This is a genomic window from Streptomyces sp. NPDC058701 (genome assembly GCF_042715295.1).
In the GTDB taxonomy this organism is placed as follows: Bacteria; Actinomycetota; Actinomycetes; order Streptomycetales; family Streptomycetaceae; genus Streptomyces.
On record NZ_JBHXSY010000001.1, the window covers coordinates 67,590 to 81,817 of the forward strand.

The window sequence follows — 14,228 nt, forward strand, 5'->3', positions numbered from 1 at the left end:
GCAGAGGGCCCGGCCGACTCCCCCGACCGCCATGAGGGGGCACCCCCGCGGCCGGGCCCCTGCCCCGCCATCGGACCCCGCCACCGGACCGCCACCGGCCCCGTCACGGCCCGCGCGGACGCCGTCCCCTTCCCGCCCTTCACGGGCGAGTTGGGGACTTTCGGCCCTGGCGTGACACTCGACACATCCCTACCGAATCTGCCGGTTGTGGTGTTGAGTGTCTGCACGCCCGGTCTTGTACCGCCTTGTACCGTCCGCTCTCCCTGGAGGACCGCGTGTTCCCCTCCATCTCCCTCGCCCAGGAAATCGGCCTCGCCGTCCTGTTCGTGGCCGCTCTCGTCTGGGTCGTCGGCCTCGGACACATGCTGTGGGACAGCCGCTTCCACCAGCCGGAGCCGGGCGTTTTCGACGGCCTGTCGGCCATCCCGGCGCAGCGCACCTCCGCCGCGCACCCCATGGAGTCGGTGGAGCTGACGGAGGCGGAGCAGCAGGCGTTCGCGGGCCTGATCCGCACGATCCCCCTGCACTAGGCCACCGGGCCGATCCGGACCCCGAGGCATCGCCCGGTCCAGGAAACGCCGCTGAGCGCCCTCCCGGAGTCCGGGAGGGCGCTCAGCGGCGTTTCGGCACCGACCCCCGGGAGCGGCGGCTCGGCCGCGGCCCCCTCCCTGGGGTGGTGCGTCAGTTGTGGCTGTGCAGGACCTCGTTCAGGCCGCCCCAGGCAGCTTTGTACGGGCGGGCCTCGACGGCGCCGGTCACCGAGTTGCGGCGGAAGAGGATGTTGTGGGCGCCGGAGAGCTCCAGGGCCTTGACGATCTGGCCGTCCGGAAGGGTGACGCGGGTGCCCGCGGTCACGTAGAGGCCGGCCTCGACGACGCATTCGTCGCCCAGCGCGATGCCCACGCCCGCCTCGGCGCCGATCAGGGTGCGCTCGCCGATCGAGATGATCTGCTTGCCGCCGCCCGACAGGGTGCCCATGGTGGACGCGCCGCCGCCGATGTCCGAGCCGTCACCGACCACGACGCCCGCGGAGATGCGGCCCTCGACCATGGAGGTGCCCAGGGTCCCGGCGTTGAAGTTGACGAAGCCCTCGTGCATCACGGTGGTGCCCTCGGCGAGGTGCGCGCCGAGGCGGACGCGGTCGGCGTCCGCGATCCGCACGCCCTTGGGGGCGACGTAGTCCGTCATCCGCGGGAACTTGTCGATCGAGGTGACCTGGAGGTGCAGGCCCTCGGCGCGCGCGTTGAGGCGGACCGTCTCGACCTGGTCGACCGCGACGGGACCGAGCGAGGTCCAGGCGACGTTGGCGAGCAGGCCGAAGACGCCGTCGAGGTTCTGGCCGTGCGGCTTGACCAGGCGGTGGCTCAGCAGGTGCAGGCGCAGGTACGCGTCGTGCGCGTCCAGCGGCTTGTCGTCGAGGGAGGCGATGACGGTGCGGACGGCTACGACCTCGACGCCGCGGACCGCGTCCGAGCGGACCGCCTTCGGCGCGGTGGCGCCGAGCAGCTCCACGGCCTGCTCGGCGGTGAGGCGCTCGGTGCCGGCCGGGCCGGGCTCGGCGACCAGCTGGGGGGCGGGGAACCAGGTGTCGAGGACGGTGCCGTCGGCGGTGATGGTGGCAAGTCCGGCGGCGACGGCGCCGGTGGTACGCGTAGCAGTCATGCCCGAAACCTAACCGGCGACGGGCCGCGGTCGCGAACCGGTCTCATGTGCCGGTCCGTGTCCCCCGCACGGGAACGTGCACGGAACGCGCGCACGGCCGCCCGCACGAGCCGGGTACCGCCGGTCAGCACCGCCCCAGGACCCGTCCCAGGACCTCGCGCGCGTACGGTTCGTCGTACTCCGCGTCCGTGAGCAGCACCTGCAGGCCGATGCCGTCCACCACCGCCACCAGCGCCCGCGCCGTCACCGGATCCGTCCGGGCCTCCAGCGCCCGCGCCACCGCCTCGCACCACTGCGCGGCGACCGGGCGCAGTGCGGGCCGCCGCAGGGCCTCCAGGTACAGCTCGTACTCCAGCTCCGCCCGGCCGCGGTCGGCCGTCAGGAACTCGCCCAGCAGCCGGGCCAGCGCCTGCGCGAGGTCCGCGTCCGGGTCGGCCAGGGCCCCGGAGTCCTCCACCGCCCGCGCGAAGCCCTCGTTGGCCTGGCGCAGCGCCGCGACCAGCAGGTCGTCCAGGGTCCGGAAGTGGTACGTGGTCGACCCGAGCGGTACGTCGGCCTCGGCTGCCGCCGTGCGGTGGCTCAGCCCCGCGATGCCCTTGGCCCCGACCACCCGGATGGCCGCGTCGACGATCCGCTGCCGGCGGCCGGGGTCGTACCTGCGGGCGCCCGGGGCCATCAGTGCGCCGCCCCGCCGAGGTTGAGCAGGACCACCCCGCCGATCACCAGCGCGATGCCGCAGATCTTCGCAGCACTGGCCGCCTCCCCCAGGAACAGCATGCCGATGGCGGCGATGGCGGCCGTTCCCACGCCCGCCCAGATCGCGTAGGCCGTGCCGACCGACATCGTCTTCAGCGTCTGCGCGAGCAGGGTGAAGGCGATGGCGTACCCCAGCAGCGTGCCGAGCGACGGCCACAGCTTCGTGAACCCGTCGCTGTACTTCATGGCGGTGGTCCCGGCGACCTCGGCGGCGATGGCCGCGGCGAGCAGTGCGTATGGCATGTGTACGAGCGTACACAAAGCTGCGTACGCCCGTACACATCGAGTGGGATCACCTCAGGGTGAACCAGGCCGCCCGCGCCTTCTTCCACTCCGCGTGCGACAGGTCCTTGGCCTCGGTCCCGTCCCCGTACAGGTCCGCGGACCCGCTGTCGGTGATCAGCTGGACGCGGGCGCCGGGCACGCGCAGGTCGGGCACGTTCACGACGGCCTCCCAGCCGCCGGGGTCCGTCGTCGGCAGGTCCGCCCGCTTCCTCGGGGCGTGGCCGGGGACGCCGTCCCACTGGTAGAGCGCGTACGGGTCGGAGTTGTCGTCGGCCGCGAACGAGCCGGCGAGGATCAGGTACTGCCCGGCCGCGTTCTTGCGGAGGTCCCGGACGGCCAGGCCGCCGAGGTCCATCTCGACCGGCTCGCCGAAGACCGCCGTGACGCCGTCCGCCAGGACCCGGTCGATGTTCGTGACCGGTACGACCAGTGCCCTGCCGCCCGGCACCGCCGGTGCGAGCGGGGCCCGGAAGCCCAGGTAGGCCGTGGTCGTGGAGCCCGGGGCGAACTCCAGCCCCTCCACGTTGAAGCCGTCGATCCGCTTCGGCACCTGGCCGTTCGCCACCCCGGCCGCGAAGCCGTAGCGGTTGCCGTGCGCCGCGTCCCAGGCGACCAGGTCCTCGCGCAGGCCCTTGTAGGCGCTGCCGAAGGAGACCTCGGTGGCGGCGCCCGACCCGGTGATCCTGGTGGTGAAGACGGTGTTGCGCTCCGCCTTGTACTTGCCGTCCTTGTTGTTGCCGAGCGAGCCCGTCCAGTAGACGGTGTCGCCCACCCGGGCGGCCGCCTCGATGTCGGCCTCCTTCTTCCAGCCCAGGGCCGGGCCGAGGTCCCAGGTCTTCACCGGCGCGCCCGAGCGGGAACGGTCGTACAGCCGCAGCACGTTGGACTCGTCGTCGGCCACCAGCACGTGCCCGCCGCCCGCGTCGATCGCGGCGGAGGCGTCCGAGGACCCGGTGAAGTAGCGGGTGGCCGACGCCCCGGCGACCCGCGCCGACGCGGCGTAGGACAGCGTCGCGGTCGCGGTCTTCCCGCCGCGGCCGGTCACCTCCAGGACCAGGTCGGTGTACCCCTGCGCCCGGGCCCGCACGGTCAGGGTCCGGTCACCCGTCCGGGTCCGCTCCTGCCGTACGTCGCCCGCGCCCGCCACCGAGGGGTTGCTGGACGACAGCACCCTCAGCCGCAGCAGGCCGGCCGGCAGCCCGGCCTGCTCGACGTCCACCGTCACGGACGGGTCGCCGTACGCGCCCACCGCGCCGCTGAGGTGCGTGGCGGACAGCGCGATCGTCGGGTCGGCGTACCCGGCGGCGTGCGCGGGGGCGCCCAGCCCCGCGACGAGCAGGGCCGCGGCCCCCGCGGCGCCCGCGGCGCCCAGGCGGCGGGCCGGTGAAAGGCGAACGGTCACAGGGGGTCCTCTCCAGTGCTGCGTCACGTCGTGACGACCGTCGAGAAGATTCGGCCACCGTGGCCAACTCCCGGTGCACGCCACCCGTCCACCCGGAGAACAGCGGCCGCGGGAACGCGCCGGCGGAGCACCGGCCGGAAAACAGGGAGGGCCCCCGGCACGACCGTGCCGGGGGCCCTCACACGCGGGCGTCGATCAGACGTTGAAGCCGAGCGCGCGAAGCTGCTCACGACCGTCGTCCGTGATCTTGTCCGGGCCCCACGGGGGCATCCAGACCCAGTTGATGCGAAGTTCGTTGACGATTCCGTCCGTCGCCGACTTCGCCTGGTCCTCGATGACGTCCGTCAGCGGGCACGCCGCGGACGTCAGCGTCATGTCGAGGGTGGCGATGTTCGCGTCGTCGACGTGGATGCCGTAGATCAGACCCAGGTTGACGACGTCGATGCCCAGCTCGGGGTCGACCACGTCGTAGAGGGCCTCGCGGACCTCCTCCTCGGTGGCCGGCTTGATCGACGCCTCGGGCGTCGCGTTGTCGGTCATGCCGTCTCCCTCTCCGCGCTGCCCAGAGCCTGGGCGGTCGCGTCCTTCCAGGCCATCCAGCTCAGCAGAGCACATTTCACGCGCGCCGGATACTTGGAGACGCCGGCGAACGCGACCGCGTCCTCCAGCACCTCCTCCATCTCCTCGGTCGGCTCCAGCTTGCCCTTGGACTGCATCAGCTCCAGGAACACTTCCTGGATCTTCCGCGCCTCGGCGAGCTCCTTGCCGACGAGCAGCTCGTTCAGCACGGACGCGCTGGCCTGGCTGATGGAGCAGCCCTGGCCCTCGTAGGAGACGTCGGTCAGCGTCTCGCCGTCGTACTTCACGCGCAGCGTGATCTCGTCACCGCAGGTGGGGTTGACGTGGTGCACCTCGGCGTCGCCGTCGCGCAGGCCGCGCCCGTGCGGGTGCTTGTAGTGGTCCAGGATCAGTTCCTGGTACATCGAATCCAGCTTCACTGCGGCCCCAACACCTTCGTCGTGTCCTTCGTCATCCGAAGAAGTTACGTACGTGCTCCAGGCCGTCGATCAGCGCGTCGACCTCGGCCGGAGAGGAGTACAGGTAGAAAGACGCCCGCGTCGTCGCAGGAATTCCGTACCGCAGGCAGACCGGGCGCGCGCAGTGGTGTCCCACGCGGACCGCGATGCCCTGCTCGTCCAGAACCTGGCCGACGTCGTGCGGGTGGATGTCACCGAGCGTGAAGGAGATCGCGGCGCCGCGGTCCTCGGCCGTGGTGGGGCCGATGATCCGCAGGTCGGGCACCTCCAGGAGGCGCTTGACCGCGTACTCCGTGATCGCGTGCTCGTGCGCGGCGATCTTGTCCATGCCGATCGCGGTCAGGTAGTCCACGGCCGCGCCGAGGCCGACGGCCTGGGCGATCGGGGGCGTGCCCGCCTCGAACTTGTGCGGCGCCGGGGCGTACGTCGACGCGTGCATCGACACGGTCTCGATCATCTCGCCGCCACCGAGGAACGGCGGCAGGTCCTCCAGCAGCTCCTGGCGGCCCCAGAGGACGCCGATGCCGGTCGGGCCGCACATCTTGTGGCCGGTGAAGGCCACGAAGTCGGCGCCGAGGGCCTGCACGTCCAGCGGCATGTGCGGAGCGGCCTGGGAGGCGTCGATCAGCACCAGCGCGCCGACGTCCTGGGCGCGCCGGACGATCGCCTCGACCGGGTTGACCGTGCCCATGATGTTGGAGACCAGCGTGAAGGAGACGATCTTCGTCTTCTCCGTGATGACCTCTTCGATGTTGGACAGGTCGAGCCGGCCGTCGTCGGTGAGGCCGAACCACTTCAGCTTCGCTCCGGTGCGCTGCGCGAGCAGCTGCCACGGGACGATGTTGGAGTGGTGCTCCATCTCCGTGATGGCGATCTCGGTGTCGCGGTCGACCCGGTAGGGCTCGTCCGCCCAGCCGAGCATGTTCGCGACCAGGTTGAGCGACTCCGAGGCGTTCTTGGTGAAGATCACCTCGTTGCGGCTCGGAGCGTTGATGAAGGCGGCGACCTTGTCGCGAGCGCCCTCGTACAGCGCCGTGGCCTCCTCGGCGAGCACGTGCACGCCACGGTGGACGTTGGCGTTGTGCTGCTCGTAGTACTCGTTCAGCGCGTCGAGCACCTGGCGCGGCTTCTGCGAAGTCGCCGCGTTGTCCAGATAAACGATCTTCTTCCCGTCGTGGACCACACGATCCAGCAGGGGGAAGTCCTTGCGGATCGCCTCGGTGTCGAGGAGGCCAGGCAGCTGTGTCACGCGGTCGCGCCACCCTTCACGTACTTGTCGTAGCCCTCGGCCTCCAGCTGGTCGGCGAGCTCGGCGCCACCGGACTCGGCGATGCGGCCGTTCGCGAACACGTGAACGAAGTCGGGCTTGATGTAGCGCAGGATGCGCGTGTAGTGGGTGATCAGCAGCGTGCCGACCTCGCCACCCTCGCGGACCCGGTTGACGCCCTCGGAGACGACGCGCAGGGCGTCGACGTCCAGGCCGGAGTCGGTCTCGTCGAGGATCGCGATCTTCGGCTTGAGGAGCTCCAGCTGGAGGATCTCGTGGCGCTTCTTCTCACCGCCGGAGAAGCCCTCGTTCACGTTGCGCTCGGCGAAGGAGGTGTCCATGGAGAGCTGCTCCATGGCGGCCTTGACCTCCTTCACCCAGGTGCGCAGCTTCGGCGCCTCGCCGCGGATGGCGGTGGCCGACGTGCGCAGGAAGTTGGAGACCGAGACGCCGGGGACCTCGACCGGGTACTGCATGGCGAGGAACAGGCCGGCGCGGGCGCGCTCGTCTACGGACATCTCCAGGACGTCTTCGCCGTCGAGGGTCACGGTGCCACCGGTGATGGTGTACTTCGGGTGACCGGCGAGCGAGTACGCCAGGGTGGACTTGCCGGAGCCGTTCGGACCCATGATGGCGTGCGTCTCACCCTGCTTGACGGTGAGGTCGACGCCCTTGAGGATCTCGCGGGCACCAGTCGCCGAGTCGCCGGTCTCGACGGTGACGTGCAGGTCGTGGATTTCAAGCGTTGCCATGGATACCTCAGGACTCCTGGGTGAGGGAGACGAGCACGTCGTCCCCTTCGATCTTTACGGGGTATACGGGTACGGGGCGCGTCGCGGGCAGGCCGGACGGCTTTCCGGTGCGCAGGTCGAAGGACGACCCGTGCAACCAGCACTCGATCATGCAGTCCTCGACCTCGCCCTCCGAGAGGGACACGTTCGCGTGCGAGCAGACGTCGTTGATCGCGAACACCTCCCCCTCGGTGGAGACGATGGACACCGGCGTGCCGTCGAGCTCGACCCGCTTGGGGGTGTCCGCTTCCAGCTCGCTCAGCGCACAGGCCTTGACGTAGTTCATCAGACGGAACCCTGGAGCTCGGTCTCGATCTTGGAGAGCAGGCGCTCCTCGATGTCGTCGACACCGATCTGCTGGACGAGCTCGGCGAAGAAGCCGCGCACGACCAGGCGGCGGGCCTCGTCGGCCGGGATGCCGCGGGACTGGAGGTAGAAGAGCTGCTCGTCGTCGAAGCGGCCGGTCGCGGAGGCGTGGCCGGCGCCGACGATCTCGCCGGTCTCGATCTCCAGGTTCGGCACCGAGTCGACGCGCGCGCCGTCCGTGAGGACGAGGTTGCGGTTCATCTCGTAGGTGTCGGTGCCCTCGGCGGTCTTCTCGATGAGCACGTCACCGATCCAGACCGCGTGGGCGTCCTGGCCCTGGAGCGCACCCTTGTAGACCACGTTCGACTTGCAGTGCGGGGCACTGTGGTCGACCAGGAGGCGGTGCTCCTGGTGCTGCCCGGCGTCCGTGAAGTACAGGCCGAAGAGCTCGGCTTCGCCGCCGGGGCCGGCGTAGGTCACGCGCGGGTGCAGCCGTACCAGGTCGCCGCCGAAGGTGACGACGATCGACTTGAAGGTCGCGTCGCGGCCGATCAGCGCGTTGTGCTGGGAGACGTGGACGGCGGTGTCGTCCCAGTCCTGCACGGACACGACGGTGAGCTTGGCGCCGTCGCCGACGAGGAAGTCCACGTTGGCGGCGCGCACGCCGTCACCGGTGTGGTCGATGACGACGACGGCCTCGGCGAACGCCTGGACGTCGAAGACCGTGTGGCCGAAGGTCGTGCCGCCCTCGCCGTGCAGCGCGACGCGCACCGGCTCGGTCAGGACGGCCTCCTTGGGCACGGTGACGACCGTGGCCTTGGTGAAGGACGAGAACGCCTGGGCGGCGACCCGGTCCACCGGGGCGCCGGCCTTGCCGATGCGCGCGTCGCCGCGCTCCACCGACTCGACCGTCACCACGTCGGGCGCGTCGATCTGGGCCTTCATGGTGCCGTTGGCGACCGCGGTGCCGTCGTGCAGGCCCTTGAGGCGGGCGAGCGGGGTGAACCGCCACTCCTCCTCGCGGCCGTTCGGAACCGGGAAGTCGGCCACGTCGAAGGACGGGGGCGCGCTCATCCGGGTGGCGACGGTGGACTCGGCGGCCACCGCGATCGCGCCGGCAGTGGTGGAACCCGCCGGAATGTTCTGAGCCTCAGCCATGGCTGTCGTCTTGCTCACTCTCTTGTAAAGCGTGCCTACGTCGAAGAATCCGCTGCGGATGCGCGGGGCGGTCGGGGACTAGCCGACCGAGCCCTCCATCTGCAGCTCGATCAGCCGGTTGAGCTCCAGCGCGTACTCCATCGGGAGCTCGCGGGCGATCGGCTCGACGAAGCCGCGCACGATCATCGCCATGGCCTCGAACTCGGTCAGTCCGCGGCTCATCAGGTAGAAGAGCTGGTCGTCGGAGACCTTGGAGACGGTCGCCTCGTGGCCCATGGACACGTCGTCCTCGCGGACGTCCACGTAGGGGTACGTGTCGGAGCGGGAGATCGTGTCGACCAGGAGCGCGTCGCACAGCACGTTGGACTTCGAGCCGTGGGCGCCCTCGCCGATCTCGACCAGACCGCGGTACGAGGTGCGGCCGCCGCCGCGGGCCACCGACTTCGAGACGATGTTCGAGGAGGTGTTCGGCGCCATGTGGACCATCTTGGAGCCGGCGTCCTGGTGCTGGCCCTCGCCCGCGAAGGCGATGGAAAGGGTCTCGCCCTTGGCGTGCTCGCCCATCAGGTAGACGGCCGGGTACTTCATCGTGACCTTGGAACCGATGTTGCCGTCGACCCACTCCATGGTCGCGCCCTCGTACGCCACGGCGCGCTTGGTGACCAGGTTGTAGACGTTGTTCGACCAGTTCTGGATGGTCGTGTAGCGGCAGCGGCCGCCCTTCTTCACGATGATCTCCACCACGGCGCTGTGCAGCGAGTCCGAGGAGTAGATCGGGGCGGTGCAGCCCTCGACGTAGTGGACGTACGCGTCCTCGTCGACGATGATCAGCGTCCGCTCGAACTGGCCCATGTTCTCCGTGTTGATGCGGAAGTAGGCCTGGAGCGGGATGTCGACCTTCACGCCCTTGGGGACGTAGATGAAGGAGCCGCCGGACCACACCGCGGTGTTCAGCGACGCGAACTTGTTGTCGCCGACCGGGATGACCGTGCCGAAGTACTCCTGGAAGAGCTCGGGGTGCTGCTTGAGCGCGGTGTCCGTGTCGAGGAAGATGACGCCCTGCTCCTCCAGGTCCTCGCGGATCTGGTGGTAGACGACCTCGGACTCGTACTGGGCCGCGACGCCCGCGACGAGGCGCTGCTTCTCCGCCTCGGGGATGCCGAGCTTGTCGTACGTGTTCTTGATGTCCTCCGGCAGGTCCTCCCACGAAGCGGCCTGCTTCTCGGTGGAACGCACGAAGTACTTGATGTTGTCGAAGTCGATGCCCGAGAGGTCGGAACCCCAGTTGGGCATGGGCTTCTTGCCGAACAGCTTGAGGCCCTTGAGACGGAGGTTCAGCATCCACTCCGGCTCGGACTTCTTCGCCGAGATGTCGCGGACGACCTCCTCGGACAGACCTCGCTTGGCAGCGGAGCCGGCCGCGTCGGAGTCGGCCCAGCCGTATTCGTAGGTGCCCAGGCCATCGAGCTCAGGGTGAGCAGTCTCCGTGGTCATGCGGGGTTCCTCCCGGCCGTACGTGCAGATGCTGATGTGTCGGTCTGTGTCGCGCTCGCGCTGCGCGGAATGAACGTCGTGCACACTCCGTCGCCGTGGGCGATCGTGGCGAGGCGCTGCACATGTGTCCCGAGCAGGCGGGAGAAGACCTCGGTCTCCGCCTCGCAGAGCTGCGGGAACTGCTCGGCTACGTGTGCGACCGGGCAGTGGTGCTGGCAGAGCTGTTCGCCGCTGTGCGGACCGGGAGCGCTCTTCGCCGTAGCAGCGTACCCGTCCGCGGTCAACGCCTTGGCCAGGGCCTCCGTGCGGCCGTCCGGAGCGGCCGCTTCCACGGCGTCCCGGTAGGCCAGCGCCTGCGTCTCCATCCGCGACCGGGCGAAGGCGGCGACCGCCGCCTCCCCCCGCTCCCCGCCTCCGACGGACTGCGCGATCCAGCGCAGGGCGTCGGCGGCGAGCGTGTCGTAGGACTGGTCGAAGGCGTCGCGGCCGCAGTCGGTCAGCGCGAAGGCCTTGGCGGGCCGGCCCCGGGCGCGCGTGCCGTACACGCGCTGCTCACGGGGTGCGACCACGTCGTCGGCGACGAGCGTGTCGAGGTGGCGGCGAACGGCGGCCTGGGTGAGGCCGAGGCGCTTGGCGAGGTCGGCGACGGTGGACGGACCGTGGTCCAGGATGGACCGCGCGACCCGGTTGCGGGTTGACCGCTCCCCGGTCGCGAGCTCCCCCTGGGGGGTCTCGATCTGCCGTTCGCCGTATTTCACAACGCTATTGTTGCGTAATTAACCGCCGTGCGACAAGCGGTGTCCACGGCCGCCTCTGGTGGCCTCCATCACTAAGGGTTACCTTATTTGTCGACGCAGAGTGATGAAAAGTTATTCGGAGGGAAACACTCCGCTCTCTCGCCGGAACCCTCCCGTGACCCGGTACACCGGCTCCCACCAGCAGACTTCCGCCCACGACGTTCCCCGGCACGATAAACATGAGGTTCCGGAAAAGATCACCGAAACCGACTGATCCATCCAGGATCGCAAGGCTGAAAAGAGCCGTATTCGCGACGCGGTGTTCGAATCCCACGGCCACGAAGACCGCCCGTGGCCCCTCGACCCCGGGACCGAGGACCCCTCCCGCGGCTCCGTAGACTCATCCCCCATGAGCAACGACCCCGCCGTGGAGATCCGCGGACTGGTGAAGCGCTACGGCCCCAGGAACGCGGTGGACGGCCTGGACCTCACCGTCCGGAGGGCCTCCGTCACCGCGGTCCTCGGCCCCAACGGCGCGGGCAAGACGACCACCGTGGAGACCTGCGAGGGCTACCGCCGGCCCGACGCCGGAACCGTCCGCGTCCTCGGCCTCGACCCGGTGGCCCAGGCCGCCCGGCTGCGCCCGCGGATCGGCGTGATGCTCCAGTCCGGCGGCGTCTACTCCGGGGCCCGCGCCGTCGAGATGCTGCGCCACATGGCCACGCTGTACGCCCGTCCGCTCGACGTGGACCCCCTGGTGGAGCGCCTCGGCCTCGGCGGCTGCGGCCGCACCCCCTACCGCCGGCTCTCCGGCGGGCAGCAGCAGCGCCTGGCGCTGGCCATGGCCGTGGTCGGCCGACCCGAGCTGGTCTTCCTGGACGAGCCCACCGCCGGACTCGACCCGCAGGCCCGGCGCGCGACCTGGGACCTCGTACGGGAGCTGCGCGCCGACGGGGTCACCGTCGTCCTCACCACCCATCACATGGACGAGGCGGAACAGCTCGCCGACGAGGTCGCCATCGTGGACGCGGGCCGGGTCATCGCCCACGGCAGCCCCGAGCAGCTGTGCCGCGGCGGCGCCGAGAACACCCTGCGCTTCACCGGCCGCCCCGCCCTCGACCTCGGCTCGCTGCTGAAGGCGCTCCCCGACGGCACCGGGGCCGTCGAGCTGACCGCCGGCGTCTACCGGGTCACCGGCGACGTCCACCCTCAGCTGCTGGCCACCGTCGCCTCCTGGTGCGCCCAGCACGGCGTGATGCCGGACAGCCTCTCGGTGGAGCGGCACACGCTCGAAGACGTCTTCCTGGAACTGACCGGCAAGGAGCTGCGCGCATGAGCGCCGGTACGTTCACCCCCGCCCCGGGGGCCGCGCCCGTCTCCCGCATGATCCTCGCGCAGACGGCACTGGAGACCCGGATGCTGCTGCGCAACGGGGAGCAGCTGCTGCTCACCGTGATCATCCCGGCGCTGCTGCTGGTGCTGTTCTCCGCCGTCGACATCATCAGCGTGCCGGCCGGCCGGGACGGCACGGGCACGTCCGTGGACTTCCTGGCCCCGGGGATCCTGGCGCTCGCCGTGATGTCCACCGCCTTCACCGGCCAGGCCATCGCCACCGGGTTCGACCGCCGCTACGGGGTCCTGAAGCGGCTCGGGGCCTCCCCGCTGCCGCGCTGGGCGCTGATGGCCGCCAAGACGCTGTCGGTGCTGGTCACCGAGGTGCTGCAGATCGCTCTGCTGACGGTGATCGCGCTCGCGCTCGGCTGGTCCCCGCACGGGAACCCGCTGTCGGTCCTCGCCCTGATCCTGCTGGGCACCGCGGCGTTCTCCGGGCTCGGACTGCTGATGGCCGGCACCCTCAAGGCCGAGATGACCCTGGCCGCCGCCAACCTCGTCTTCCTCCTGCTGCTGGTCGGCGGCGGGGTGATCGTGCCCCTGGAGAAGTTCCCGGACGCGGTCCGCTCCGTACTGGAGCTGCTGCCCATCTCGGCCCTGTCCGACGGGCTGCGCGCGGTGCTCCAGGACGGCGCCGCGCTGCCGTGGGGCACGGCCGCCGTCCTGGCGGGCTGGGCCGTGCTCGGCCTGGGGGCCGCGGCGCGGCTGTTCCGCTGGGAGTGAATCCCTTCCGCTGCGGTCCGCCCTCCCGCGACTATGGATCCCGACCCATGAGGTGCGCGGACCACGACGCCGGGGGGCGGGCATGGCGGAGCGAGAGGCCGTTCTTCGGCTGGACGAGCAGTGGGCGCGGGTGCGGGCGGGCGACGCGCACGTCGAGCCGGCGGAGCGCGAGCGGCTGCTGGACGAACTGATCGGCGCTCTGCGCACCCACCCGGAGGACCCCCGCTGTACGGCCCTGCTGGGGCTGCGCCTCGCCGACCGGGCCGCGCTGCGGTTTGCCGAGGGGGACCGCGCGGCCGCCCTCGCCACGATCGAGGAGGCGCTGCGCAGCTCCGAGCGCGCGGCGGCCTACTCCCCCGACTTCGCCCGCTGGTACGCCCGGGGGCTGATCAACCACGGGGTGTGGCTCGCCTGGCCGCTGAGCGACGGGGCCCGGCTGCCGCGGCACCCGCTGGGCCGGGCCGCCACCGGCGGGCCGAGCGCGACGGAGCGGGCGGACGGCGAACGCGCCCGCGACCTGACCCGGACGGCGGTCGGGGTGTGGGCGGGGCTCGACCAGCGGGACCCCGTCAACCGGAGCGGCCTCGCCCAGGCCAAGGTCTTCCTCGGGGACCGGCTCGCGGAGCTGGGGCTGGCCGAGGACGCGGTGGCCTGGGCGGTGGACGCCGAGTCGGACTTCCGCCAGCTGCTGCTGGCGGACCCGGGCACGGCGGAGTCCGCGGACGCCGAGGAAGCGCTCGACCACATCGGCCGCCAGCTGGAACTGCGGTTGCGCTTCCTGGCGTTCGGCTCGCTGGTCAGCCTGCGCGCGCGGCGGCTGCTGCCCGAACGCCTGCTGCCCCAGGCCGTGGTGGCCGCCCGGATCCAGGGGGTGCCGGAGTCGGAGATCGCGGCCCGGCTGCACCTCGGCGCCGATCAGGTGCACACCATGCTGGAGGTCACTCCCTGGCTCGCCGTGTGGCGCGTCGAAGTGCTCGGGCCCGACGGGCAGTGGAACGTACAGGAACATCCGTGGCACAGCACCACAGAAGTACGAAACAGGACAGCTGAGGACGTAGCGTCGGAATTAGTGCGCGGCTTCACCGACTCGGCCGCCTATCCGGGCGATGGCGTCCCTTGGCGGCTGCGACTGTGGTGGCACGAGGAGGGCGATCCGGCGGCGGCGCGGTTCCGCCTGGTCGTCGGCCCCGACCCGGCGCCGGGCACCCCCTCGTGAAA

Annotated in this window: 17 protein-coding genes; 4 read left to right on the forward strand and 13 right to left on the reverse strand. The window is 70.9% G+C overall.

Annotated elements, in window-relative coordinates; translation table 11 throughout:
- Positions 1–245: 245 nt before the first annotated feature.
- Positions 246–530: a hypothetical protein gene (locus ACFWW8_RS00335; protein ID WP_386521555.1), complete on the forward strand. Its 285-nt coding sequence runs from the start codon at positions 246–248 to the stop codon at positions 528–530.
- A 151-nt stretch (positions 531–681) separates the two neighbouring features.
- On the opposite strand, the gene dapD is transcribed toward ACFWW8_RS00335, so the two are convergent.
- The 13 genes from dapD to ACFWW8_RS00400 form a co-directional block, all read right to left on the reverse strand.
- Positions 682–1,662, reverse strand: a complete 981-nt coding sequence (dapD, locus tag ACFWW8_RS00340; RefSeq protein ID WP_386521557.1) for a 2,3,4,5-tetrahydropyridine-2,6-dicarboxylate N-succinyltransferase — start codon at positions 1,660–1,662, stop codon at positions 682–684.
- A 124-nt stretch (positions 1,663–1,786) separates the two neighbouring features.
- Positions 1,787–2,338 carry a TetR/AcrR family transcriptional regulator gene (locus ACFWW8_RS00345; protein ID WP_386521560.1) on the reverse strand — a complete coding sequence of 184 codons (552 nt, stop codon included), beginning with the start codon at positions 2,336–2,338 and terminating at the stop codon, positions 1,787–1,789.
- On the reverse strand, positions 2,338–2,661 hold the full coding sequence (locus tag ACFWW8_RS00350) for a DMT family transporter (protein ID WP_386521563.1): 324 nt from the start codon (positions 2,659–2,661) through the stop codon (positions 2,338–2,340). The genes ACFWW8_RS00345 and ACFWW8_RS00350 overlap by 1 nt, the downstream gene beginning before the upstream one ends.
- Before the next feature lie 49 nt (positions 2,662–2,710).
- Positions 2,711–4,105, reverse strand: a complete 1,395-nt coding sequence (locus tag ACFWW8_RS00355; RefSeq protein ID WP_386521565.1) for a hypothetical protein — start codon at positions 4,103–4,105, stop codon at positions 2,711–2,713.
- Positions 4,106–4,300: 195 nt separating this feature from the next.
- Entirely contained in the window at positions 4,301–4,645 is a 345-nt protein-coding gene (locus ACFWW8_RS00360) for a metal-sulfur cluster assembly factor (protein WP_008741046.1), read from the reverse strand.
- Entirely contained in the window at positions 4,642–5,103 is a 462-nt protein-coding gene (gene sufU / locus ACFWW8_RS00365; RefSeq protein ID WP_386521569.1) for a Fe-S cluster assembly sulfur transfer protein SufU, read from the reverse strand. The genes ACFWW8_RS00360 and sufU overlap by 4 nt, the downstream gene beginning before the upstream one ends.
- Positions 5,104–5,134: 31 nt before the next feature.
- The gene (locus ACFWW8_RS00370; RefSeq protein WP_386521572.1) at positions 5,135–6,391 is read right to left on the reverse strand and encodes a cysteine desulfurase; all 1,257 of its coding nucleotides are present in this window, start codon (positions 6,389–6,391) and stop codon (positions 5,135–5,137) included.
- Positions 6,388–7,161, reverse strand: coding sequence for a Fe-S cluster assembly ATPase SufC (sufC, locus tag ACFWW8_RS00375; protein WP_267722352.1), 774 nt, complete (start codon positions 7,159–7,161; stop codon positions 6,388–6,390). Before sufC ends, ACFWW8_RS00370 begins: the two co-directional genes overlap by 4 nt.
- Positions 7,162–7,168: 7 nt before the next feature.
- Entirely contained in the window at positions 7,169–7,486 is a 318-nt protein-coding gene (locus ACFWW8_RS00380) for a bifunctional 3-phenylpropionate/cinnamic acid dioxygenase ferredoxin subunit (RefSeq protein ID WP_386521575.1), read from the reverse strand.
- A complete protein-coding gene (sufD, locus tag ACFWW8_RS00385) occupies positions 7,486–8,664 on the reverse strand; it encodes a Fe-S cluster assembly protein SufD (RefSeq protein WP_386521578.1) in 1,179 nt (392 codons plus the stop codon). Before sufD ends, ACFWW8_RS00380 begins: the two co-directional genes overlap by 1 nt.
- A 78-nt stretch (positions 8,665–8,742) precedes the next feature.
- A complete protein-coding gene (gene sufB / locus ACFWW8_RS00390) occupies positions 8,743–10,158 on the reverse strand; it encodes a Fe-S cluster assembly protein SufB (protein WP_386521581.1) in 1,416 nt (471 codons plus the stop codon).
- Entirely contained in the window at positions 10,155–10,916 is a 762-nt protein-coding gene (locus ACFWW8_RS00395) for a helix-turn-helix transcriptional regulator (RefSeq protein WP_386521584.1), read from the reverse strand. The genes sufB and ACFWW8_RS00395 overlap by 4 nt, the downstream gene beginning before the upstream one ends.
- A gap of 4 nt (positions 10,917–10,920) precedes the next feature.
- A complete protein-coding gene (locus tag ACFWW8_RS00400) occupies positions 10,921–11,235 on the reverse strand; it encodes a hypothetical protein (RefSeq protein ID WP_386521587.1) in 315 nt (104 codons plus the stop codon).
- 69 nt (positions 11,236–11,304) lie between these two features.
- On the opposite strand from ACFWW8_RS00400, the gene ACFWW8_RS00405 reads away from it, so the two are divergent.
- The 3 genes from ACFWW8_RS00405 to ACFWW8_RS00415 all read left to right on the forward strand — a co-directional run bounded on the left by ACFWW8_RS00405 (position 11,305) and on the right by ACFWW8_RS00415 (position 14,226).
- Entirely contained in the window at positions 11,305–12,231 is a 927-nt protein-coding gene (locus ACFWW8_RS00405) for an ABC transporter ATP-binding protein (protein ID WP_386521589.1), read from the forward strand.
- On the forward strand, positions 12,228–13,010 hold the full coding sequence (locus ACFWW8_RS00410; protein WP_386521591.1) for an ABC transporter permease: 783 nt from the start codon (positions 12,228–12,230) through the stop codon (positions 13,008–13,010). Before ACFWW8_RS00405 ends, ACFWW8_RS00410 begins: the two co-directional genes overlap by 4 nt.
- An 82-nt stretch (positions 13,011–13,092) precedes the next feature.
- Positions 13,093–14,226, forward strand: coding sequence for a hypothetical protein (locus tag ACFWW8_RS00415; protein WP_386521594.1), 1,134 nt, complete (start codon positions 13,093–13,095; stop codon positions 14,224–14,226).
- The last annotated feature ends 2 nt before the right edge of the window (positions 14,227–14,228 follow it).